Annotated in this window: 25 protein-coding genes; 1 reads left to right on the plus strand and 24 read right to left on the minus strand. The window is 60.1% G+C overall.

The annotated features are described in order from the left end of the window. Window positions 1–6: 6 nt before the first annotated feature. The 18 genes from FHT70_RS25565 to FHT70_RS25655 form a co-directional block, all read right to left on the minus strand. Window positions 7–522, minus strand: a complete 516-nt coding sequence (locus FHT70_RS25565; protein WP_348649566.1) for a hypothetical protein — start codon at window positions 520–522, stop codon at window positions 7–9. Continuing rightward, the gene (locus FHT70_RS25570; protein ID WP_246721974.1) at window positions 519–866 is read right to left on the minus strand and encodes a hypothetical protein; all 348 of its coding nucleotides are present in this window, start codon (window positions 864–866) and stop codon (window positions 519–521) included. The genes FHT70_RS25565 and FHT70_RS25570 overlap by 4 nt, the downstream gene beginning before the upstream one ends. Window positions 867–870: 4 nt before the next feature. After that, complete coding sequence (locus FHT70_RS25575) at window positions 871–2241, minus strand: hypothetical protein (protein ID WP_183705694.1); 1371 nt, start codon at window positions 2239–2241, stop codon at window positions 871–873. 241 nt (window positions 2242–2482) lie between these two features. Beyond that, window positions 2483–4261, minus strand: a complete 1779-nt coding sequence (locus FHT70_RS25580; RefSeq protein ID WP_183705696.1) for a DUF1269 domain-containing protein — start codon at window positions 4259–4261, stop codon at window positions 2483–2485. Window positions 4262–4551: 290 nt separating this feature from the next. Further along, window positions 4552–6624, minus strand: a complete 2073-nt coding sequence (locus FHT70_RS30500; protein ID WP_246721975.1) for a hypothetical protein — start codon at window positions 6622–6624, stop codon at window positions 4552–4554. Continuing rightward, on the minus strand, window positions 6624–7625 hold the full coding sequence (locus tag FHT70_RS25595; protein WP_183705698.1) for a tail fiber domain-containing protein: 1002 nt from the start codon (window positions 7623–7625) through the stop codon (window positions 6624–6626). Before FHT70_RS25595 ends, FHT70_RS30500 begins: the two co-directional genes overlap by 1 nt. Then, entirely contained in the window at window positions 7609–8007 is a 399-nt protein-coding gene (locus FHT70_RS25600; RefSeq protein WP_183705700.1) for a GNAT family protein, read from the minus strand. The genes FHT70_RS25595 and FHT70_RS25600 overlap by 17 nt, the downstream gene beginning before the upstream one ends. Further along, window positions 8004–9827: a hypothetical protein gene (locus FHT70_RS25605; RefSeq protein WP_183705702.1), complete on the minus strand. Its 1824-nt coding sequence runs from the start codon at window positions 9825–9827 to the stop codon at window positions 8004–8006. The genes FHT70_RS25600 and FHT70_RS25605 overlap by 4 nt, the downstream gene beginning before the upstream one ends. Next, window positions 9824–10531, minus strand: coding sequence for a hypothetical protein (locus tag FHT70_RS25610; protein WP_183705704.1), 708 nt, complete (start codon window positions 10529–10531; stop codon window positions 9824–9826). The genes FHT70_RS25605 and FHT70_RS25610 overlap by 4 nt, the downstream gene beginning before the upstream one ends. A 15-nt stretch (window positions 10532–10546) precedes the next feature. Next, window positions 10547–11137 carry a hypothetical protein gene (locus FHT70_RS25615; RefSeq protein WP_183705706.1) on the minus strand — a complete coding sequence of 197 codons (591 nt, stop codon included), beginning with the start codon at window positions 11135–11137 and terminating at the stop codon, window positions 10547–10549. A 54-nt stretch (window positions 11138–11191) separates the two neighbouring features. Then, window positions 11192–11977, minus strand: a complete 786-nt coding sequence (locus FHT70_RS25620) for a hypothetical protein (protein ID WP_183705708.1) — start codon at window positions 11975–11977, stop codon at window positions 11192–11194. 18 nt (window positions 11978–11995) lie between these two features. Continuing rightward, window positions 11996–12970 carry a phage major capsid protein gene (locus FHT70_RS25625; RefSeq protein ID WP_183705716.1) on the minus strand — a complete coding sequence of 325 codons (975 nt, stop codon included), beginning with the start codon at window positions 12968–12970 and terminating at the stop codon, window positions 11996–11998. Between the two features lie 16 nt (window positions 12971–12986). Next, window positions 12987–14018, minus strand: a complete 1032-nt coding sequence (locus tag FHT70_RS25630) for a hypothetical protein (protein ID WP_183705718.1) — start codon at window positions 14016–14018, stop codon at window positions 12987–12989. 33 nt (window positions 14019–14051) lie between these two features. Continuing rightward, complete coding sequence (locus FHT70_RS25635; RefSeq protein WP_183705720.1) at window positions 14052–14363, minus strand: hypothetical protein; 312 nt, start codon at window positions 14361–14363, stop codon at window positions 14052–14054. Beyond that, the gene (locus FHT70_RS25640; protein WP_183705721.1) at window positions 14360–14587 is read right to left on the minus strand and encodes a hypothetical protein; all 228 of its coding nucleotides are present in this window, start codon (window positions 14585–14587) and stop codon (window positions 14360–14362) included. The genes FHT70_RS25635 and FHT70_RS25640 overlap by 4 nt, the downstream gene beginning before the upstream one ends. 14 nt (window positions 14588–14601) lie before the next feature. Continuing rightward, window positions 14602–16692 (minus strand): hypothetical protein, encoded by a 2091-nt coding sequence (locus tag FHT70_RS25645; RefSeq protein WP_183705723.1) that lies wholly within the window; start codon window positions 16690–16692, stop codon window positions 14602–14604. Continuing rightward, on the minus strand, window positions 16692–18263 hold the full coding sequence (locus FHT70_RS25650) for a terminase (RefSeq protein WP_183705724.1): 1572 nt from the start codon (window positions 18261–18263) through the stop codon (window positions 16692–16694). The genes FHT70_RS25645 and FHT70_RS25650 overlap by 1 nt, the downstream gene beginning before the upstream one ends. After that, window positions 18229–18696, minus strand: a complete 468-nt coding sequence (locus FHT70_RS25655; RefSeq protein ID WP_183705726.1) for a terminase small subunit protein — start codon at window positions 18694–18696, stop codon at window positions 18229–18231. Before FHT70_RS25655 ends, FHT70_RS25650 begins: the two co-directional genes overlap by 35 nt. Before the next feature lie 174 nt (window positions 18697–18870). On the opposite strand from FHT70_RS25655, the gene FHT70_RS25660 reads away from it, so the two are divergent. Continuing rightward, window positions 18871–19182, plus strand: a complete 312-nt coding sequence (locus tag FHT70_RS25660) for a helix-turn-helix transcriptional regulator (RefSeq protein WP_281411810.1) — start codon at window positions 18871–18873, stop codon at window positions 19180–19182. Window positions 19183–19349: 167 nt separating this feature from the next. Here the strand turns inward: FHT70_RS25660 and FHT70_RS25665 are convergent, their stop codons facing one another. From FHT70_RS25665 to FHT70_RS25690, 6 genes are all read right to left on the minus strand, one after another. Further along, window positions 19350–20036: a transcription termination/antitermination NusG family protein gene (locus FHT70_RS25665; protein ID WP_183705728.1), complete on the minus strand. Its 687-nt coding sequence runs from the start codon at window positions 20034–20036 to the stop codon at window positions 19350–19352. Beyond that, the gene (locus tag FHT70_RS30505) at window positions 20033–20206 is read right to left on the minus strand and encodes a hypothetical protein (protein ID WP_246721977.1); all 174 of its coding nucleotides are present in this window, start codon (window positions 20204–20206) and stop codon (window positions 20033–20035) included. The genes FHT70_RS25665 and FHT70_RS30505 overlap by 4 nt, the downstream gene beginning before the upstream one ends. Window positions 20207–20324: 118 nt before the next feature. Beyond that, window positions 20325–21926, minus strand: a complete 1602-nt coding sequence (locus tag FHT70_RS25675) for a bifunctional DNA primase/helicase (RefSeq protein ID WP_210282945.1) — start codon at window positions 21924–21926, stop codon at window positions 20325–20327. 192 nt (window positions 21927–22118) lie between these two features. After that, entirely contained in the window at window positions 22119–22892 is a 774-nt protein-coding gene (locus tag FHT70_RS25680; protein WP_183705730.1) for a DUF1376 domain-containing protein, read from the minus strand. Continuing rightward, window positions 22885–23076, minus strand: coding sequence for a hypothetical protein (locus FHT70_RS25685; protein WP_183705732.1), 192 nt, complete (start codon window positions 23074–23076; stop codon window positions 22885–22887). Before FHT70_RS25685 ends, FHT70_RS25680 begins: the two co-directional genes overlap by 8 nt. Then, window positions 23073–23270 carry a helix-turn-helix domain-containing protein gene (locus FHT70_RS25690; protein ID WP_183705734.1) on the minus strand — a complete coding sequence of 66 codons (198 nt, stop codon included), beginning with the start codon at window positions 23268–23270 and terminating at the stop codon, window positions 23073–23075. Before FHT70_RS25690 ends, FHT70_RS25685 begins: the two co-directional genes overlap by 4 nt. Between the last annotated feature and the right edge of the window lie 59 nt (window positions 23271–23329).

A 23329-nucleotide genomic window follows, 5' to 3' on the forward strand; every position in this document is an offset into this window, starting at 1 on the left:
TGATCGTTACGACCGGCGCTTCGGGCCGATCTGGAAAGCGTAATGGTGGTTGCGGCCGTCGTAGGCCTTGTTCACCCAGCCGAACCAGAGCTTGAGGTAGAAGCCGCCGATGAGCGGCTGATCACGCTTGAAGCAGAAGAACCGGACGCCCTTGGCCGTCTCCATGACGTACCACTGATTTTTAGGAGATACGGTGATCTGCTGTTTAATGATGACCGTCCCGGCCGCTGGCACGCCGAGGAGCCGCGATTGCCAGCCATGGGCGGGATTGCGACAGATCCAGCACGTCCGCTGCCACCAGAGACGCGCGCCTGTGAGGGCATCTTCGTAACCCCTCACCCGTTGCGCCACACCACCGTCAAGATCAGCGTCCAGCGTAGAGAACCATTGCAGAACGCCGGGGAGCCGCGGACCCGTTAAAAGTGACAGCGCCGCGAGTCCAGGCGCCAGCAGATAGGACAGCAGCACGAACGCGAGGTTCGCCGGCAAGTAGGCGAGATAGCGGAGGATCGACGCTGTCACAGTTGCGCAGCCGCTGCGAAGAACTCGTCGATTTGCGGCGCCGTGAATCCCATTGCGACAAACCCGGCGGTCATCATCGGGCTGTCTTTGACGAACGTTCCGGAAAACTCGTACGCAATCCGCACCTCTCGAGACTGTTGCGCCACCCAGTCGTCGACGGCATCGAGCAAGCCCGCCGACAGGAGCTGCAGCTTGAACTGGCGCGACGACACTGACGTGATGACGGCCAACGGACTGAGGAAGGCGAGGAGCTCGCCATCATCATCGGCAATTTCTTCAGAAATATCTGCCTGCCGGTTGTCTGACGCGGCGACGATATGACCGTTTTCTCTTCGGATAAACATGGCTTTATGCTCCGATGCGAGGGATCTGGTAGTCACGCCAGCCAACCGTTTGGAACGTGTTGGCATTTGCTGCCGGCGCGGGAGACAGGATCAGTCCAACATTCACCTGCGCTGAGGTATTGGTGAATTGCTCAACAACAGCTCGAAGGCGCGAGCTACCATTCGATCCGTAGTTCTCGATGAATTGGGTGACATTTGCATTGAGGCCATCAGCGATTTCCATGATGACATCTGTGCCAGTTGCGTTGGTGCTTATGAACGTCTGGAATAGCCCCAGCACTCGCCGACCTGTCGGCAGCGTACACGTCAATAAAGATGTGGTCCGGTTGGCGGTTGTGGACAGGTCATTTGGGAATGAGCTGACATTCCATCGGAAATAGTTGCCGTCTTGCACGAAGCGAATGATGTTGCCGGCGCTGTCGGTGAGGATCATTCCGATGTCCAGGCCATTGGGAGCTACAACCGTGTAGCCCGCTGGGACCGTGACGCCGCCGGAGCTGGTGGAAATGGAAAAGACGAAATCGGCCGTACCATCCGCGGTCTTGCGCAAGGGCCAAATGCGGTAGGTCGTGTTTGCGGCCTTTGTGCCTGTATCAAGCCCCCCATTCCCCGAGCCAGCAGCCCATGAAGCATCGAGTCTCTTCGTGAGCGTCGAACCGCTTGAGACAAAAGCCGAGCCAGACCGAAAGGAGCCGGCTGCTATGTCTATATGTGTATTCGGGGTCCCCGCGTTGTTTGACAGAATGCCGCCGATCACGAAGCTCCCCACAGCCGAGGCATCGGCCTTTGCATCGAGCCTCGCGATCAGCTTATCGGTAAAGAACGCCGAACCGGTGCAATAGATCGTAGCTGAATAGCCATTCCTCACGATCAGTGTTGATGCGCCGTCGATTGTTTCTGAACCGCTCGGATCAATCGTCACGTCGCCGCCATCCGCCAGGACGACATAGTGCCAGTTGGCGCCAAGTGTTGCCGCTGCGGTCAGTGTGAGCGTGGCGCTGGCCGTAAAGCGATGAACGGCATTGTCATCTGACGCAAGCGCAGTGTAATCGCCTGCTTTAGCCGCGTAGACCATGCCTTTCTCAAAGGTGACATCAACGCCGTTCTGCGTGAAGCCAAGCAGACCGCTGCCCTTGAGATAGACGCCGGTCTGAGGATTCGAAGCGAAGCCGAAGCCTGGCGCCGAAGCCGTGCCGCTTGCAGCTTTGAGTGGCGCGACCATCGGCGCCGAGCCGTCACGAGGCAGAGAGTTGGTGATCTCGTTGCCGAGGTCGGAAGTCAACTGGTTCCACGGCGCCGGGTCGATGATCTGACCGACAGATGGCGTCGTGCCGGCGGGCTTTGAATAAATGCCGGTGGATGGATTTCTGGGCATTCACCATCTCCAAAAGAAACAGCCCCGCGAATTGCGAGGCCGAAGAGGCTGTAGTATTGGTTGTGACATGATCCGAGTTCTGCAAATCGGCTGTATCATCGCGACGACTGCGTTGCTTTACGCGGTCGCGTCGGGCGTCGACGCGCTTAGATATGTCGTTGGTGACGACTTCAGAGGCGGCGTTATCGTCGGAGTCCTGTTCGTTATCGCCCTCTATTTGGTCATTTGCTGGATCGACCCCTCATCGCGTCCTCGCGGTTCCGGCGTTCAGAAGCAGGGCTTTGACGACCGGATCCACTAACGCGGGTGTCGTTCCCATCCCCTGCGCTTTTACCAACCCCTCGACCAGCTTTTCCCGTTGTTCGCCGATAAGAGCCTGCGCCAGGCTCTGGCGGGTGACGTTTCCGGTATTGCTCGATATCAACGCCTTCACGATGTCGTCAGCCTTATCGATCGCGGCCGATCGAGCTGCACCGAGGAATCCGCCGGCCTTGAAAGCCTCCTTCACACCAAAACTACCAGCGCCGCCTCCCAGCTCGTTCTGGGCTGCAATTCGCGCCGCGGTTTCGCTGTTGCGGGTCACAGTGTTAACCGTGTCGGCATAAATGCGCTCGTTTTCGAGTACCTTGAACAACTGGTCGGCCTTCTCCGGCCCGAAGAGGGTGGAGAGACGCGCGCGGTTCCAATCGCCCTCCCCTTTGATCAGCTTGTTCATGGCAGCGATGTCGTTCGAATTGGTGCCGACTATGCGGTCGATCTCGGCGCGGGCACCCTGTGATAGACGCAGCGGGGCCGCAGACGGTCCAATCTGCATCCCCTGCGGCTGAACGCCCTGCTCGACCTCTGCGGCCAATTCGGAGGGGCGCGGCGCTGTGCGTCCACTGTCGAGAACCTGCTGACCGCGTGTCAGAGCTTCGTCCTGGCGGGCGAGTTCCGAAAAGCCTGCGTCGAGCTCCTTGATGCGAGGAACGGCACGGGTAAGGCCGTCATCGAGCATCTGGCGGGCTTCCATCAGGGTGGCAATGGCCTTCGGGTCAATTTCGGTCTTCAGCAGGCCATCGATCGCCTGGCGCGTCTGAAACATGACGCCCGGATCTGTGGAAAGGACGTTCGAATTCGCAACGTTCAGCATGTCGCGAACCTGCCGTAACCGGGCCTGAGCTGGGCCGCGAAGACGGCTGATATCAGCTTCCATTGCTTCGGCTATCGGCGCCATGTCGTAAGGGCGGGCTCCCCTGAAGACCTCGCGATAGAGAGGGCTGAACGAATCCTGATTGGCTTCAATTCCGGCCCTGACTTCCGAGGGAACAACATTCGGTCCCATAGTCTCATCGATGGTTTGACCAATGCGAGCGTTTGCGCCGGCCTGGCGATCGGTGAGCGCGTTCCGAATCGTCGCCTGTGCCTCTCCTGGGGTTGCCGCGAGCGCGCCGGCCTGCTTCTGAAGGTTCGGGCCCAGATCCGCCGGAATAGCCTCGGGACCCATTTCCTTCAGCCTGCGCGGAAGCGTAGATGCGTCAAGACCGTCATCGGTGACCGCGCGCCTGAAGTAGGCGAAGGCCTGCGGGTCCATTCCGGCGACTTTGGCAGCCGTGCGTGCGCGAAGTGCATCGACTAGCGACCTGGCGCCAGCGCCGATGGCTTTGCCGGCAATGGGGCCACCTAGTCCAAACAGGCCACCCCAATACGCGCCGTCTCTGATCGCTGTTGGATCTCCATCATGTCGAACAGCCGCGTCTGCGCCACCAATTCCGGCACCGGTTAACCCAGAGATACCCGAACGCAGGACCAAACTCCCGCCGCCCGCTCCGAATGCAGCCGGGGCAGCCATGATTGCCGGGATGGTCCCGGCAACTGCCCCGGTTATCTGAGCCCCCTTATCTACATACGGGTTCGCTTCTTTTTCAGCTCTGTTGGCTTCACGGACGCGGTCCATGACCTGATCATAGGTCTCGTCCGAAAATGCGGCGAGTGTTGCCGCTGCGGCCCGCTCGGTCCCGCCTCGAATGAGCGGCCCCACGATCGGAATACCCTCGATAAGTCCGCCTACGCCTGTCCTGGCGACCGAAAGGGCATCGTCTGCCGGCAGCCCATGCCGATCAACCGCCGGCTTCTTCTGAGCCCGCTCGGCCTCAAGCTTGGCGGCGAGATCAGAATAGATGCGAGGCAGCTCTTCGCCGGTCTGAGCAGGCGCAGCAGCCGAAGTCTGTGATGTGATAGCAACGCCATCTGCGCCGGGCGACGCTTCCGGCTGCTTCTGAAGCCTCAGACGCGCGGCCGCGATTGCCAGTGCCCGCTGCTGTTCCGGTGTCATTTCTGCCATAGCTTGCGCTCCGCTGGCGTCATTGCGCCCCATACATCTTCGGGAACACCTTCAGGGGCCGGGCCGATGTCTGCCGTTGGCGCGGATCCGGGGGGCTGGACCAGGTCCGGGACCGCCGCAATATCCCCCAGAGTCGGGAGAATATCCGCTTCGTTCATACCACGCCGGCCGATGATGCCCCGATATTGCGAGATGTCGTTATCGAGCGCTCCACGATAAGCAATCATGCGGCTGCGCGCTTCGCCGAGGATCGCCTTCCTTGTGTCGGGCTCAAGCCGGGAACCGCCGGTGACGCTGTCATATGCACCTTTAAGCCAGTCCGGCCACGACGAAGTGTTCTGCACCATCGTCATTTCGCCTTCGCGAACGACCGAGTTCGGGTCCATGATCTTGCCGAGTCCGTAGATCAGGTTCAGGTCGGATGCCTTCGAGTCCGTCTTAGCGGTGTCGATCATCGACGAGTAGGAAGGAAGCGCCTGCTGATAGCTCTTATAGGTCGGGAGGTTCTGGATCTCCTTGCGGAGGTTCGACACGTCTTCCGGCTTGTAACCGGTGCCTTGGTAGACGACGCGATCCTGGCCTGGGCTGAAGAGCGTTTCGCCGGGCTGAACAACGACAGGCTTGTTCCTTTCGAAATCGGACTTCTGCCGCTCGAGATCAATGTTCGCTTGTTCTGCTGCTGTGAGCGTGCTGCGATTTTGCTGCTCCTGGCGGAATTTCTCGCGCTCGAAATCAAGCTTCGCCTGATCGGCCTGCGACATTTCCGAGCGATAAACGGGCGTAAGCGTGCCGCTGCGAGGATCGGATCGCAGCACCGTACCGTCGGGCAACACCTGGAACCCGTATTCCGTCGGTTTTGTCAGAGCTTGCAGAGACTGCGCCGCCAGCGCCTTCACCTGCGGCGATGCGTTCGGGTTCAAGATCGCCTGCACCAGCGCCTGAGCGCGTGGGTTCGCCAGCGGGTCCGGCGCCTGCTGCGGGGCATTGTCCAGTGCCTGGGCAAGGCGGACCGGTGCGGGCTGCCGCGGTTGGGGCTGACCAGCGGGGACACCGGCAACGGGAGGAGTTGGACCGACATCTCGGCTTGGCAGAGGCGGCAACACAGCTTGAGCACCGGCCTGCGGCGGGAAGACATGGGCGGGATCGGAGGCGCGCATCTGGCCGGCTGCTCCAGGCATGGGAATGCCAATTGAGGGATCCAGACTTGCGACTTCGCCTGCAGCCGTGGGCGGCGGGTTGACCGGCGCCGTCTGCATCGATGAACTGAGAGGTACAGCCGGCGAAGGTGCGGCGCTCGCGGCCTGCTGCGGCGGCACCGCGCCGATACCCATCATACCGGTGATGCCCTCGGCCTTCGCACCCATCCATGGGCCCCAGCCGTGTTTGCGCGCCCAATCGAGCGCGAAGTCCACCTGGTGCTTCCACGTCGACGGGTCCCTGGCATGGAGACCGGTTGCCTTCGTGAACTCGTCGCCCAGCCCTGCGTTCGGCATCGATTTCGACATACCGGCATAGTGAAGCTGGAAGGGGCCAAATGAAGAGCCCTCGTCCCCGCCCCGATCAGGCTGCGAAGGATCGAAGACGTTCAAGCCCTCATGACCGGCAACGCGAAGGGAATAGTTTGGATCAATACCTCTGGCGATCGATGCCTGGCGAATGTATTCCGCCACCTCAGGATTACCGCCAGGTTTGAAGGGTGTTGCAGGGATGTTACCCGTAGCGTCCACCTTCGGCATGGTCGAGCCGGTAGCGCCCGAGTTGGTTGGCTTATCAGCACCAAACAGCGACGACAGAAAGCCCTTGGGCTGCTCAGGCGGCGTATAAGGCTGACCGGTAATGGCTGCGATCACCTGAGCATCGGCCGCGCGCTGCTGGTTAGCCTGGTTGCGAATGGCGAGGCCACCCATAAGCGCCTGGGCCATGCGCGCCGCGCCCTCCCATGGGGACTGGATCGGGCTCGTGTCCGTGCCTTGCTGCAGCATGGCCGCAGCGAGGCGCTTGCGAGCGTCTGTGATGTCCGCCTGCGTCTGGCCTGTATCACCGCCGAAGATGAAGCCCATCACAGAACTCCCGCGTAATTGACCATCTTGAAACCGCCAGGGCCAACGGCGACGGCGCCGGGAGTGACTGCTTCGACCTCATCGGCCATCAAGCCCACCTGCCGGCCGCCGCCCCAGATATATTCGTATTCGTAGACCGGGAGCCCGGACGCTGTTTCGCCGATCCGGAGAACGGCACGCTTCAGCCGGCGATCGGACATCGCCCAGCCGCCGAGCAGCGCCGAGCCGAGGCCGAACAAGCCGCCCATGGCCGCATTCGACTTGGCTACCTGCTGGTTATATGCGCCCATCTGTTGGTTATAGTTCTCGTTGATTAGGCCTGCTTGGTCGACGGTCGGTAGCTGCGTCGTTGGCGAGTTCACGTAATTCGGCTGATTCACCTGCGAGCCGGACATCAACGCAGAAATCTCGTTCAGCGGCTGGTTTCGCTCCGTCAGGATGGAATTCTGAGCATTGGAGTACATGTCGCCGAGATACTGATCGAATGCCGCCTGCTTGCGCGTTGTAAAGTCCCGCATGGCGTTGTTGTAGGCCTCAGAGCCCATCGTCACGCCCTTGTCGGCAAGGCTCTGTTCCAAGCTCGCCTGATCGCGATCCCACTGATTGTTGAAGCCGGATTGCCAATGGTCGTTGACGTATTTGTCGACGTTCCCAGAGCTGAGATCGACGTTTGTGTCGAGGATGCCGGAGATTTTGCCCGTCTGCGAATTCGCCAGTTTCGCCAGCCCGAGCTGCGTCTGTTGCGTCTGGTCATAGATTGCTTGGTTCTCGGGCGAATAGCTCTGGTAGGCCGAATAGGTCGGCAGCTGATACGTCTTGCCGTTCTGGTCGGTCATCGTCGTATGGCCGGTGACCTTGTACTCCAGCGAGCCGTCGGGCGTGTACTGGTTGGTATGGCTGAGACCAGCGTTCGCAATGGCAGTGTCGACGTTCGTCGCGGTCTGCGCCGCCGCGGTCTGCGTGGGATCGGGCGCTTTCGGCGCCTTAGGCGTTGAGACCATAGGGGAAGTCCTCTTTCAAGATTCCATAGAGCAGCGCATCGCAGTCGCCGAAGTAAGACCGCTGCCGGCCTTCCAGACGTGCGCCCAGCCTGTCGAGCGCCCTCTGAGCCTGCACGTTGTCGGCACGTGTTTTGAACGTTGCACGGCTGCAGCCCAGCTGCTCGACGACGTATCGGAAAGCGGCTCTCATCAGGGTGACGGACAGCCGATCGGCGGCGAGCGAAACCTCAATGTCGTGAACTGTCCAGACATTGAACACATAGCCCGCAATGATCCGGCCGCGGTCGACATGCGCCAGCGCAGTATAGGGCGGCTCGAAGGACACCCCAATCTTGGCTCCTACCCAGGCGGCGATATCGCCCCGTGGCTCCGAGACGATCAAAGCGGCGCACCCTTCTCGTAAAGCACCTCCCCGCCGACGACCGCGGCTTCAGAGATCGAAGCCGATGAGCCGGAGATCAGAGCGCGCACGGTCGGCGCAAGTGCCGCACCAAACGCGCCGGCGGAGGCGAATTTCCTCGAAAGGATCGTTCCTGGACACTTCGACACGCCCCAGACGGCCGTTCCCCACCTGGCCGCCGCGCTGTTCTCCACGGAGGATAGAAGCGCGGTCGGGATCATTGTCTGATAGTCCACCGAAATCCCGGCATACATCAGTGTCGAGACACCGATCTGCGCCGTCACGCCGATCAACTTGGAAAACTTCGTTGCCAGGCCATCGCCATATCGGTTCCAGGCTCCGACCATAAGAGCGTCGATCGCTGTTCCGTTGTCGCTGGCGCCGGCCTCGGCCTCGTAAACCGTGCCGTCGCTCGAGCCGAAGAACAGCCGGTCCTGCCATGTCGCCCAACATGATGACGGGATGCCGACGAAGCGGCACCAGGCGCCGGTCTCGGTGTTCATGACGTACTGATAAGGCCCGAACGATGATGGGAGGTTGACGATTGCCATCTGGCGCTTCGGGAAGCTCGATAGCTGCCATTCATCCGACGTCGTGCCGATCGCTCCCACTGTCTCGCGCCATGTCGGCCCGATCTTCGCGGTGATGGCGCCGAGGCTCGTTGCGCCGCGATCGAGTTGGACGGCCTTGGTAATCGGAACGATCCCATCCGTCGTCATGATCGCGAGATCGGCGCCAACGGGCAGCATGCACCTGTCCGTGCCGAGCGGCCGGCCGAGTTTGAAGGTACCTAGAAGGCCCCAGTTGGTCGTGCTGGACGGATCAGACCCTTGATAGACGATCACCTCGCCCTCAGACGACATCAGGACAAGGCATTGCTGCAGGCCCGTCGAAACCGGAATGGTCCAGACGTTGATCGCCACCAGCGTGCCGCCGTATTTCATGTTGCCGCCGACGGGCAGCACTGTGGCGGCGCCACTGACGGCATCGGTGGCGAGGTACCAGACGTTAGTCGAGTTCTTCTCGATGAACCACAGCCGGGATCTGTAGGCCGTCACTGCGATCAGCAACGACGAATCCGAGATGCCGGTGATCATCGTCGAAGCGACATATGCGGTTGCTGTCGATCCCCTCTCAAGCTGTGCGTTCGTAACCGTGCCCGCCACAGTGAGCGTCAGAGTGCCGGCGGCGGGCGTAAAGGTGAGCGTGACACGGTTGCCGACGCCGGTCCCGTTCAGGACGCCAGCATATGCGCCGGACAGCGTGATTGAGCCGGTGCCAAAGAAACTCAGCGTGTACGGCACATTCTTGACCGCAACGTTCTGTGTTACCGGGGCAGCGCTCCCGACGATGTAATTATTCGTCCACGAAGTACCGTTGAAGAGCAGCGGCGTGTCGAGGCCATTCACCAGTCGCAGATACTCCTGCCCTGCCGGGTTCGTGTACAGCTGCGCCGACCAATGGGCACTTGACTGACCAGACACCACGGCAGCGCCGACAGCGCCGCCGGCCGTGATGTCGAATATTTTGTCACCCGCTGCAGCGAAGAGGCGATTGCTCACCCCCGAATATGGAATGACTGTTTTGACGTCGGCGCCAAGGCCTGTGGCGAAGGCGAGATATCCATAGCGGGCGCGGACCCGGTTGGCCTCCGGGAAGAAGTTGTCGAGCAGGAACGCGGCATCCTTGGGCATATCTGCCATCTCGACGTCTGTTCGCCAGCCGCCGATCGGTGCAATCCAATCCTTGCTGGGAGAAACGCGGGTTTTGCCGGCGCTCGCGGGAACGGGCTGCCTTGTCATGGATTCGGTACCGTGATGATGCCGGGCCAATAGTTGTCGGGAACCTGTCCTCTATTCGGCAGCGAGATATCCATCGGAGCAGCGGCGCGGTCAGAGCCGATCGCCGACTCCTTCGCTCGCTCGAAATTTGCCATCTCTTCCCCGTAGTCGAGGCCCTTGGCGCGCTTCCACCGCCAAATGGTCGACAGCTCAAGGAGTTCCTCAGGAAACCGCGCAGTGTCCGTGTCGTTGACCCACGTGTCGGAATAACTCGTGCCGCCGTTGATGGCGACCCAAGCATTGGAGACGTATTCGTACCGGAGGGTTTCGCCGGCATCGTTGGGATAAATCGCAAGCTTGCCGCCCAGCATGCGCCAGATCTGCGGCACCGGGTTCGAATTGATGATGGTGTTTCGTTCCCAGGTCTGCGGCTCGACCGGGCCATTTAGCTGCCAAAGGCGCGACGTGTTCCAGATCTTCGAATTTTCGCCGAACCGATCCCAATCCGCAGGCGGTTCCGCTGGCTCCGGAATGACACCGGTAGCGGTAAAGTTCCTGACGACGACGAGCGCCGACCAGTCATGATCCCTCATTAACTCACGGCCAGCGCGAAACGACAGGATGCGAAGCTGTGCAATCTGAGGATCCGCCGACGACATGACAGCGGCCGGCGGATCAATGCTGATTTCCGCGCATACGTTCTGGATAATCGAGAGCAAACTCATGCGCGGAGATCCTGATTAGAGCTCGAGCGTCGTTTCGCGGGCTGCCTTCGGCGGGCGGCCCGGACTACGGCGTTCATTGCCGCGCTCGCTGTCTTCCAGACGGTCGGCAAGCGCCTGCACCTGCTGCTGAAGGCGTTCGACATCATTGCGGAGACGTTCGTTCTCAGCCGCGAGCGAAGAGGCAACGGAGTTGTTGCGGGCACTCTCCAGAAATGCCCGAGCAGCCGCCACAAGCTCGTGAGCACCCATGCCGAGGTTCTGCTTCATCGTGTCCGACAGAGCGGCAAGCTGTTCGACGGAATAGATCTTGATGGCTTCGAGTTCGCGGACCTGACTCGGCTTCAGGAGCGTCCACTGGGAAAGCGGCGTGCCGACGATCTGTTCGCGCTCGTCGAGGCCTCTCTTGAAGCGGGCGTAAGGCTCGTGAAAGCGCTCCTTGTCGGCTTCGGTCGCTTCACGATAAACTTCCGTGTTCTTGTCCCCGGCAATGATGATGCGAACGAATTCACGGTCTTCGAAAATGGGGCGCCCTGCTTCCTTCGACTTGAAGGACTGCTCGACGGGTTCAAGGCTGAATGCTGCGTAAATTCCAGGATTGTCTGACATGATTGCCTCGCGGTTGATGGCGGGAAGGGAAACGGGCGCCGAAGCGCCCGCTCATTAGTTGGTCTTGGCGATGTACGGCCACATAAGCCGGACTTCGAGAACGCCGGTTGCGGTGACGGTGATACCGGAGCCGTTGGCGGTCGCGTTGGCCGACATGGTGATGCTCTGCAGCACACCAGACGGGCTGTAGGTCAGGCCCGTTATGGTCGTGGAGCCGGGAATGCCGGTGCCGGAGATCGAGGCGCCGATAAACGGGCCGGAGCCTGTAGTAGCACCGCCGAGAACGGTCAGGATTGGTGAGCCGTTCGTGGTCGTGGCCGTGAATGTCTTGTTCGCGGCCTGGAACGAAACAGGCGTGATCTGCTTCGTTCCGACAGTAGCGGATGCCGGGGCATTCGCCTGCCCTGCCGTCGTGGTAGACTCGGCAATGACGAGTGCCGCCGTGACGGTGTTCATCAGTGCCGGAGCCTGGCCGGCGCGCTGGACCCAGATACCATAGGTGCCCGCGGCAAGTGTGATGGTGCCGACCGGACCACCCGAGATAGTCGGGGGCTGAGCGGCGCCGGAGAAGACGCCGCAACCATAACCGACGACGCCAGTAGCGGTCGTCAGCAGGTTGGCGTTGTAGTCCTTGTCCCACTGCAGCCACATGCCGGGCTGAAGCGTGGTCTGGGAAGCAAGGGTGAGCTGGCAATAGACCCACTCAGCTTCAGCGTCGCCCCAGCAAACCGAGCCGAGCGTGAAGTTGAATGCGGGAACGCCAGAACCACCGACCATCGGGCCATCCACCAGAAATGGATTGGCACCGAAGCGCTCGGTCTGCGTACGTGCGACAGTCATGTGTCGATCCTTTCGAGATTAGGCGAACAGGACGCCCTGGAGGAAGGCGTTGTTCATGGTGAGGTTGCCGGCCCAACCCATCAGGCGCACAACGGCATCCTGGTTCGGGTTCATCCGATCGTCGCCGATCGGCGCCATGTCGCGGTCGCGGTGCGGGCGATAGAACAGGTACTTCGTGTTGAGGAAGTACATCTGGTTTGTCGGTGCACCACCGCCGAAGCCGCCGTCGAACACCACGTCGGCGCCCATGTACTGGAGGGTGTTGAAGCCCGCCATGCCCTTGTCTGCCGAGGTGATGCGCTGAATCGCCTGAAGCGATTCCCAGTAGAGACGGAAAAAGTTATTGTCCGCCACGATCAGATCCGGCTGGTCGGGACCGCGCGAGCAGGCCAGATAGAGCCGGTTCATGTACGACTGAATGTTGGTGGTCGATGCCGCCGCGCCGCCGTCCGAGCTGGCGGAGAATTTCTGGTTGCGCCAGAAAGCCCACGTCGCACGGTTGATGCCGCCGATCGTGCCGGAGGTCGGAGACGTGGAGATCAGCAGCTGAAGGCCACCGATCTGCCGGCCGCCGTCAGCGGTACCGTCGGAATAGCAATCCAACGCGATGTTGTTCTTCAGCGTAATTTCGGCGTTTTCGATACGGCCTTCGAGCAGATCGAGCACCGCATCCTCGCCCGAGTTCTGGAGCTGCTCCAGGCCGGAGATGGAGACGGCTACTGCTGCCTGCTTGTAGTCGTATTCTGCCGCCGTGATAACGTCGGAGGGCTGCACATTCAGGAGGTCGTAGCCGGAATAGCGCTTGAACGTGCTGTTTTCCTGATACTGGAGTTCCTGAACGATGGTGCGACCGCCGGAAACGGGTTTCTTGCGACCGCGGGAATTTAGACGCGACAGAAGGCCGTTGTTCTTCGTCACGTCGTCGGCGATGACGCCGCTGCGGTTGCGCAGCGTGGTCGTCACGATTTCAGAAAGGTTTGGCGAAATTGCCATGGGGTGTCACCTTTTGTCAGACGCGCCCGGCTGATGCGGCTAGTGCGCTTTTGAGCGAGTCACGGATGGAAGTTGGCTGCGGCGGTGCGGCGTCCTTGCTGGGGCCGGGAGACGACGAGCCTGTGATGGATCGCGAAGCTTTGCGGGCCTGATCTGCCGCTGCTGCTCTCTGTGCGATCGGATTGTCTTGGGGCGCCGGGGCAGACTGGCTGATCATCTGCTGGCGAATGTCTGGTCTCATCCAGCACGCAGCGTCGTAGGCGTCTTTCAGACTTTTGGCTCGGCCCGCGCTGATGAGGGCGATCATGTCATCCATGACGGCTTCGGCATGCGTATTTGCTGGATCGGCGAGGAATGCCTGAACTTGAGTTTCAGTGTCCCTCTTCCGAAGAGCATGCTCAATGGTCGCTTCGATATCGACGGGTTGCTGTTGCTGCTGCGGCTGTGGGCGGCGCTCCATGATTTGATCTGGCTGGCCGTTCACAAGCGCGTGCAAATTCACGCCCGCCATCTTGGCTACATTGAGAACAGTGTTGACGGGATCGCGCTGAAGCGCCTGCTCCCATCCAATTGCCTTGCGCATGACATCCGCATGCGTCGTGCCTGCCTGTCTTACCAGCGGCGTGAATTCCTCAAGGCCCTTGTAGTCCTGGAGAACCCTGAAACCGTTGTCGATTTCCTCTTCGCGCTTGGTAACGGCGGCCTGCACCTCTGGCGGCAGCTCGCCGAATTTCGCCTTGGCCTCTGCCGACCAACCAGGGGGAACGCGCGTTGTCGTGGCCTGTGCCGGTGCAGGTTCAACCGGCTTTGCCTCTTGCGGCGCGGCGACCGGTGCTGCCGGCGTTTCCGGCTTTGCCGCAGCTGTCGGCTTCTCGGGCTCCTTGGCAAAGCGCCCAACCTCATCGCGATTTCGGTCTGCCTTGGGCTCTTCCGGCTTCATGGCAGCGCGCAGGCTGTCGCGGATACTGGCTGGCTGTTCGATTTCCTGCTCGACAGGCACGACAGTGCTTTCGAGGCCATCAATGGCTTCGTTATTCAGGTCTGACATGTGTATTTCCTTTTTCGGGGATTGATGCCCGCGTCAGGCGCGATGCTGCTGGTAGGCTTCCTTCAGGGCCTTTCGTATTCCCTGCTTGTCTGCCTTGGGCTTTTCGATCGGGCGCGGCTTTTCGTTGCCGATCTCCTCGACGCCGGCCGATCTGTAGGCGCGGCGCAGTTTTGCTTTCGAGGTATAGTGCTGACCGTCATGCATTGAGCGGATCTCGATGCTGTCTGAGACGAAATGCGGCGCCGGCAGATCCGATTGTGCGAGGTTCTTCACCGGCATGCAGTTGTGCGGCCATTGGTCGAGCTGGTGCCAGCCGCCGCAGACCCGGCAATATCGTTCTCTCATGCCGCCTTCCTCGATGAGCGAGACAATTCGCAACGAAGCCAGCTCAGAAGCATCAACTGCTCTATCGTCTCGGACGCTTCCAAGTGCGCTTTCGCATGCTGAACCAACCGGCTGAATTGATCATCGGTCAGGCTTCGCGCCAGGTTGACGACTTCGCCGAGATGCCCGATGGCTTTCGCATAAGCCCTCTCGACAAGCTGGTCGGTGGTGGCTTCGTTGCTCATGATGACCTCGCTCACTAATAGGGGCGCTGTTGCTGCTGGACCGGCGGCTGTTGCGCCGCTTGCAACTGCTGCATGGCCTGCATAGCCATATCGCCCCGTGCCTGTTCAACGGTCGTGCGGTGTTCGATCTCGGCCTGGGCTACCCCGAGCTGGGCCTTCCGCTCCTCGGCGCCGGCCTTCACCTGTGCCGTCTTCAGATCGATCATCTGCTCCGGAGTTGGTTCCGGCGGCTGCTTTGGTGCTGTCGCTGCCTGCGAGAGTTGCGCGCCCACCTGCTCCAGCGTGTTTTCCAACTGGCGGCCGGCACGGAAGCCCCGCGCTGCGAACAACAGCGTTTCGACCATCACAGGAACAAGCATGGGCTGCTGCTGCGCGATGGCGCCAGCCTGCTGGATAAAGCCGCCCACCATCTGCACGAACTCCATGCGGCGCTGCTTCTCGGCGTCCTCATCGGGCTCAATTGTCGAGTCCGTCTCGATATCGATCCGAAAGCCGCGCACGCTGTCATTGCGCAGAAGCTGAACAACCTCATCAATCGACGGCTGCTGCATCATCTGCGCCACCTCAGGCGGGATAGGCGGCTGCTGCGGCGGAGGAGCTGGCTGGCCCATCTGCTGCGCGCGCATCGCCGCCTGCTGGGCGACCATCTGGGCCTGCTGCATCTGCATCTGGATCTGCTGCTTCTGCGCCGTCGTCAGCAACTGGATACCCGAGACGAGCATCAGAGTTTCCGGTTGGAACTGATCGCAGATGATCTCACCGGCAATTGCCACAATGTCGCGGGCGAAGCGGGCAAGCTCTGCCTGACGGTCACGAATGCGGATCGATCCCCATTGGCTTTTGATGCGCTGCGCCGTCGCTGTTTCCGATGCCTGGGTATCGCCGCGCACGATGTCCGATATGCCGGTGATCTGGTAGACATCCTCAATGAGCTGCTTCCGCGCCTCGATGCAGGCAACGATGACCTTCTGTACATCATCGATCGGTAAAGTCACGATGGCATTTGAGCCGCCCTTGTCCGTGAATGCTGCCCATTCCGGGATCGGAACCATGACCGTGTCGTTCTCCGGCCGCATCGCCTTTTCGATTGCCGGCGATACTGAGCCATCCCCTGAGGGATAGAAAATCTTCAGGCGCAGCTGATCCGTCAGCTTGTTGATGCGCTTGGTGAGGATGTCGATTTCGTCGCACTGGCCCTGGTAGTAAACGTAATCCGGGACCGGGATGAGCGATCCGGTCGAGAGCGTGCCGAACGCCGGCCGGGGGCAAGGCCAGAAGCCTTTCAGATTAAGAGGTGGTTCAGAGACCTCGAGCGCCGCGGGGCAACCATCGGCAATCCATACCGTGTAGTTCTCGCTCTTGCACCAGATTTCCCAAACGTAGATCTTCCCCTCGTTCTGCGCCCGCTCCGTCTGATTGGCGCCGTGGTTGGAGCCGGCACCGTCCTTCGCAAGCGAACCCCGCCCATCGGGAAAGCGCTTGTCGAACTCCTCATCGGTCATCGAGACACGACGAGCCACCCATGTCACATCCTTCCAGCGCCGAGCTGGCGAATGCAGGAAGTCCGACCAGTGCACGTAGTCGATGCACACTCGCTCATCGGTGATCTGCTCCATGGGAGAGACGTCTTCCGGCATCCCAGGCGCATCGGACGGCTCTACGCCCATATCCAGCGGTTCGAAGTCCGCCTCATAGCGCAGCCAGACCGTGCCGCGGGCGCACAGCAGGAAGTCATCGCGCACCGACCGCATAACCGAATCCAGATCGGCGTCGTCTGCGGTGAAGGCAAGGTTACGCTCCACCAACTCCGAGCCCATACGGGCCACAGGCTGCGAGTCCTTGAAGCGACGCTCGACGACAGGCTGCGGAACTCTGGCGTAGACGGCTGGCTGCAGTACCGAGACATTGGCCCAAAGCATCGGGAACCGGCGCTTTGCGCTCTGCTGGTCCGCCTGCTGCAGGTAGATCTTCTCAATCTTGTCACAGCGATCCGCCCAGGATTTGAAATAGCGCTGCGCCCGCTCAATCTCCTGCTGCCAATGCGCCCCGACCTTCACCAGGTCATACTGGTCACCGTCCGGCAATGTCGTGGCTTCTACATCCATCAAACGCGCTCGCTATAAGTCGGTGTGGAGTTGACGTAGTCGTTGAACGTCATGGTCTGGAACGTCGGCAGCGGCTTCGGTTCAGGTTTGAGCGGTTCGGCAGCGAGACCAGTAAAGATGATAGCCAATCCGCCGAAAGCGTCAGCGCCGTGCGATGCCCAGTTGTGCAGCGGCTCATCCCGGAAGACGCCAAGATCCTCATCCCACTCTTTTCGGTAGTTCCGCAGGCACTTCACGCCTTGAGCGCAACCGGCCTGGTCGAACTCGACCTTCGCCAGAATGCGCCGGGTGCCGTTGATGCGGTCATGCACATAGGCGCGCTCCACCTTCCGGACAGTGCCGAGGTTCCGAGCCTTGACCTCCTGCAGCATGATCTCGATGCGCGTCATTCCGCCCCGGGTCCATTCCCTCACGCGAATATCGTGCGGCATGTTATGGACGCCGTAGACGTAACCGTGCTCTTCGGCGCGGCGCTCCAGCTCGTCGAGCATCCCATCCATGCCGGTACCGGTGTGCTCGAAATAGCCGATCATTCGAACCCGGCTCGGCAACACCTGAAACAGCCATACGCTATTTGTATCGTCCATTCCGATGTCGGAGATGGTGTGCACCGGATAGCCAGGCACATGAGGGAAGACGCCTAGACGCTCCTCCGCATCCACTATCGCCATCTGGTCGGCGTAGTATGCGCCCTCGACGCTGGCCTCGAACGCTTCGGCCGGTGTCGACGGGTATTCCCGTTTCATGTCGCCCAGCTGAGTTTCAGCTTTCTTGACGTACCAGGCCTTTTGTCCGTCCGTCAGTTCGATGCCCTGCTCCGCCAGTCCGCGGAAATACTTGGCGAAAGCATCGGTGATGATCACGCCTTGCGGATCGATCGAGTATTGTGGCTCCTTCCACCAGGGGAAGAAATGGAACTTGAAATCCAGCGGAGTCAAAGCCGCGGCTTGCCGATGCTTCACCTGGGCATCTTCGCAGAGATTGAAGAAGTGCCCCTCCTGCCCCTCGGCAGTGCTTTCGATGAATACCAGCTGACCGGCCTGCACAGTGTTGAGCGCACCGGTACGGACTTCCCTCGCCTTCTCAGGATATTTCGCGCAGAGCTTGCCGTATTCGGAGATATGCAGGTACTGGAGCGTTCCCGATCGAAGCGACGTGCCGACGCGGATGCTGGAGTTGTTCGCCAGCAGCAGTTCGCTCGTGTTGTCCCTTATGATCGGCACCGCGGCGCGAATGCCCTCGGGCAGGTTGTCGTAAGGATATTTCACCTTGTCCCGAAAGATGGTCTGCGCGTCGCCGAGCGTGTGAGCGATAGTACCGGCCCTGATATCCTTGTTGAACACGCACGCGTCCAGCATGAATATCTGGATGAACGTCGTCAGACCGAGCTGGCGCGCCTTGAGCAGCACATTCAGGTAATGCATCTGCTCGAAGAACGTCATCTGCGCCCAGTTCATTTCGAACCTGACGCGCTTGCCGCTCTTATCCGTGATCCAGTAGAGGTTGTTCAGCCGCCAGCGCCAGTCTGAGAACTGGTCAACTGCCGTTTGGAAGTCCGCGGGTCTTGCCATTGATCGCTTCCAGCAACTCAGCCACGCCACTCGTCACGCCGTGCTCGAGCTCGACCTTCGCGCCGTACTTCTTCGGCTTCAGCTTCTCGGCGATCCACTGACGGGTGGAGATCCGGAGCTGTGAGCGTCGAAGTGCCTCGCCATTCTCGACCCAGCGCTTTTCTTCGCCGAACTGCTTTTCCATCCAGTCATTGCTGCCGTCGTCGGCAATCTCGACCATCTCGTCGACGAAGCCGTCGGCCTGGATCTCGCGCGCCTGCGCATACTTGGTCCTGAAATCGGCTTTGTCGTCGTCAGCGAGCCAAGTGAAGACGGTAGACTTCCCCGGCATTGTCTCGTCGCGGCAGATCGATCGAAGGCTTTCCCCGTCAGCGATGCGTTCGCAGATGATGTCCGCCAGGGACTGCGTGAACTTGGTGGGTCTGCCTGTCATGGTCCTGCCTTCTGATCGGCTGGTACTGAGATGTTGGTCGTAACGAAGCGGGCTTTCCCTGACTCATGAGCGTTGGCCAGTTGCCATATCTAGCACGATTCTTTTCGCTTACCTCTTGCAGTAATAGCTTTGTCACTCTATATCACTAGTGTCAACGCTATTAATGGAGGCAAAATGAGTAGCGCAGCAATAATCAAGAAAGCTCGCATGGCAAACAAGCTCACGCAAGAGCAACTTGCAGAGAAAGTCGGAGTCCATGTGGCTTCAGTGCGCAATTGGGAGAAGGGAAGCATTCCCCAGACAGCGGTGGCTCAGCGCTTAGCCGAGATACTTGGCCTTGAGACAATCCAACTCGAGCCTCAGGACGTCGATCCACTCATGGAATTTGAGGTAGCGGAACTCACCAAGGCACTCCACGCTAAAACGGCGGCCATGTATCGGTTGCCATTGGATAAGGTGAGCATCTCTATCAACATCTTGGCCTAATCGATGTCGCCCGCAAAGGACCGCCCGATTCGTCGGGCGGTTTGACCAGATTTGTAATTACGGCGCATTTCTTCCATCGAGCGGATTGCTGCTTATCCGCGTGGACCGGCGCTCTGCGCACTGAACATCCACAAATCAGTGCGCAGAAGATAACCTCAGGGTTATGATTAATCAAGCCCAGCGCCGAGGTTTCCCAGCGTTTTCATCGTTTCTGTTATGAATGCGCGCGAGGAAGGCGTGGTCAGGCCGGAAGACAGACCTCCGCCTAGTTCCGTGAATTGGGCCCTTCGTATTCTCCGGGTGGAGGACTTCCCGCGGCGCCCTGGCTGCTCCCGATCGAGCTCTTCTTCTCTCTGCCGGCGAGCGCGGGATAATAGGAAATTCTGCTCCTGCTCCCACTCGATATAGCGGAGTCGGTCGATCGTCTCCTGAGGAAAAGCGAATGGCATGGGGCGCTGTTCGAACGATTTGGTGAAGCGCAGGATCTTGCTGACGCCGTTGACCTCTTCGACCCGCCGGAAATCATCAGGCCCGATGTTGACGAACACGTAGCCCACGAAGGTCGGGAAGCGGCGCTCGATCCAATGGCCTTGTCGATGATGGCGGACCTCGATCCGGTAGCTTGGCATGAATGCCTCGAATCCCTCGTTGCGAAGGTTCCGCTCGATAATGCTTTCGCCCTTTCGGTCGCGCCCTTCCCGCATTGACGGGCAACGTTGCGCGCCAGGTGCGGCCTTCACTGCAAACCATGTCTCAACCGGCGCGAATCGCCTGGCCTCCCCTTTCCTTGCCTCAAGGAACTCAGTTTCCGAAAGCGCTTCAGCGTTCGGGCGTCCTGAAACTCTCACGTTCATGCCAGCCTCTTCTTGATCAGGTTACGACGCTCGGGCGTCATCCGCACATAAGACGGACGCCAGTTGATCGGGTTTGGGAGGTAGACGCGCCTGGGCGGGTCGATCTGATACCAGTCGCCATCGGCGTCGAGGAAGAACTGCAATCCCTCTGCAGCGAAGTGACCGGCCATTTCGTCAAAGAGTAGGTCGGCAGATCAGACCGGTTCCGCGAGGCGCCGTTTGCATCGGACGCCAGGGGTTTTCCCGGTCGTGCGCTTCGCGCTCCTGTCGTTCCTTGATGGTCATTTTTTAGTGCCGATCCTTTCCTTGATAGGCGTTGGATTTAGGTTTCGGTGGCTGATAGTCAGCCTCGCCACGAGCTGACTTCCAGAGAGGAGCGAACCCGTTCAGCGACCGATATCCTTCGATCTCGGGAAGATACTGCAGCGTCACATCGCCTTTGCGGCCCGACCACGAGAAGCGGGCCTTCTTGATCCAGACGACGGTTTCGTTCAGCGCCGGATCAGGAACGTCGATCACGACGCCATGGTCGGGCTTGTTGTACCAGGCTGCCGATCCCTCGATATCGTACATGGTCGGGGTCCGGGCTTCGCCGCCTTTGCCGAGATCCTTGGTGGGATGCGCGACGACGATCGCCAGCACGCTGTAGCGAAGTGCGAACTTCCTGATCTGCCGGAGCGCCCGGTTGATGTATTGCGTCTCGCTCTCGTTTCGCGGCCGGTAGTGCTCGACTTCATTCCACGGATCGATGACCAGGACCTTGATCGAATACCGCGTGACCGCATCCGCGGCGCGCTCGAGCAGCCATTCCAGCGTCATGTCATCGTCAGTCTCGCCGGTTGGATCGGCATCGATGAAGACGAAATGCTTCTGGATAAACACGTCGGCTTCAGCGACAAGGTCGCGCGTCCATTGCTTCGTTTCCGTTCCGGTGGTCGCCAGGCGGAGCTTGAAGCGAAGCGCCGGCACAGTCGGGATTTCGAAAGAGGCCACGCCTACGCGCCAACCGTGGGAGCGGGCGAGGTTGACGCAAAGGTTCATCGTCCAGGTCGACTTGCCGTGACCCGGAATGCCGGTGACTACCAGCAGCTCGCCGAGCCAGAGTTGAAGGTAGGGATCGAGGTCCGGCCAGCCGGTCGAATAGGTTCTCGGCTCGTCGAGCTCCGGATAGTCCGAGAGCAGATAGATACCCTTCACGGGGTAGGGCTTGGCTTCGGTGAGGACCCTGACGACCGCATCGGCGCCATAGCGCATTTTGACGTCGTTGAGATCCTTACAGCCTTCCGGATAGGTCACGAACGCGCAGCGGGCGGCACCAAGACGGCGAACCAGTTCCGCCGCCAGCCTCCGGCCGGGCGGATCGTTATCGACGGCGAGGATGAACCGCTTGATCCGCTTGATGCGGTGACGGTTGTTGAAGACGAACTCGAACTTGCCGTGACTGTCGTCGTCAGGAACGACGTCGTCGAGTTGGTCGGGATCTTCACCTTGCGGCACGGGTGGAGCGCCGTCAGGCACGCTGACCGTCGTGTGAAAACCGCAATCGATAGCCGTCAGCCCGTCGATCTCGCCTTCGGTGATAATCAGAGCCTTGTGGCCTTCCTCAAGCGCTGGATCGTCCATGCAGTCGGCATTCCAGAACGTTTTCCGGCCGCCCTTGCGCTGCCAGAACTTTTTGCCGGGTGCCCGGTACTTCTCGCCGACCGCGCTGCCGCCGTCGATGAACGGAAAGACGACGATGTTGCCGGCGGTGTCTGGCTCAACCGTATTGCTGCCGTCAGCCATGGTGACCACCCTACCCGTATATGCTCCGGAAAGTTCGGCGACCGCCGGGTCGATCTGCCGGTTTTGAAAAGCCTGGATGCCCACCGGGCCTAGTTTGTTGGTCAAAATAATCGCCTCCTTGGAAGCCGCAGTGATGGCAGTTGAACTGGACGCCTTGGCTGTCGATGCGAACCGAGAGACAGGGCTCTCGCTTGTTCCGCCTCGACGCTGAGCACTTCGGGCATGTCGTTTTTTGATTTCCGGCTACGATCCGCCGAAGGCGAATGCCGTGCTTGTCGAGGATGTCGGTAGAGGATTTCATATTCGGGGATCCGATCGTGGTCGGCCTCCCCCTCGGTCGCGGATTGCCGCAGCCGCGGCGACGCGCTCGGAAGCTTCTCGTTCCTTTTTCGCCAACGCGCCGCTGACTGCGGTGAACCAGCGCTTGCCCTTCGTCCCGGCCCACTCGTCCAAGGCCCATAGCTCCGCCTCGAGCGAGACATGCGGGAAAGCTTTCCGCCACTGCTCCAGGTTCGCCTCCGTCAGGCGGATTGCCTGAGCCTCGAAGGCAAAAATCTGAGATTTCGAAGGGGCGGCGGCAACAACATCGTCAGATGTTGTATTATCATCTATTCCCTTCTCTTCCCTTCCCTTCCCTTCGTGCTCTGTTACAGAGTCAGTGACATTCTCTGTCACAGTGTCTGTTAAAGAAGCCTGACGTTGACGTTCTCGCGCCTCCCTGGCTGCTGCAGTGCGCGTCTTGTTAGTGCGAAGCTTGCCGACAGCCTCCGTGGCAAGCTCTATGACAGTGCTGTGCCACACTCGTCCGTCGCGTCGATCCCAACCCTTGAGGATGTCGTCCTTCAACTCTTCCCATTTCGCCGGCGAGCACATGGCGGCATCGGCCAAAACATCGTCGTCGTCCTCGATGCTGCCGGCCGGGATCTCGTGCCAGGCACGCATCCAGAGGTTCATCAGATAAAACGCGATCTCCGGATTCCGCTTACAACGAAGCCAAGCCTTCGACCTCCGCAGTCGCTCGATCTGAAGCGGCATGTAGGGGAGGCATTGCACGTCAAGCTCGTCAATCACTGGCAGGTGCCGCCCCCTTCGGATCGACGACCGGAAGTGGTAAATCGACAAACAACCGGCAAAATTCGCGCCACGCCAATGCCGCAGCTTTTCCGTCTGCGAAGTCGAGGGAGCTCTCGGCTTTGGTCTTTGCCTGTACGAAGTTATTCCAGGCAGCAATTTGTTTTTCGGTCTCGGCCATCATGCGCCTAGATTCCGTGCTGCTTTGGCGTCTTCGATCGTGCCAAGAATGTCAGATAAAGCCCATTTCGAAAGCGCGCCTATCTTAAGTGGCCTTGGGATGGTCCCGTCAGCAACCCTGCGGTAAAGCGTAGGCACGCTGATATTTAAAATGGCAGCAGCTTCTTTCTTGGTCAGAAGCGGGTCTGTGATTTGCATTTGACTCAGCCTTCGGTCGTTTGAGACAGGCTGAAATCTGATGGAATCCAGGGTCGCTA

Origin of the sequence: Rhizobium sp. BK049, from assembly GCF_014193135.1 — a bacterium.
Lineage (GTDB): Bacteria > Pseudomonadota > Alphaproteobacteria > Rhizobiales > Rhizobiaceae > Rhizobium.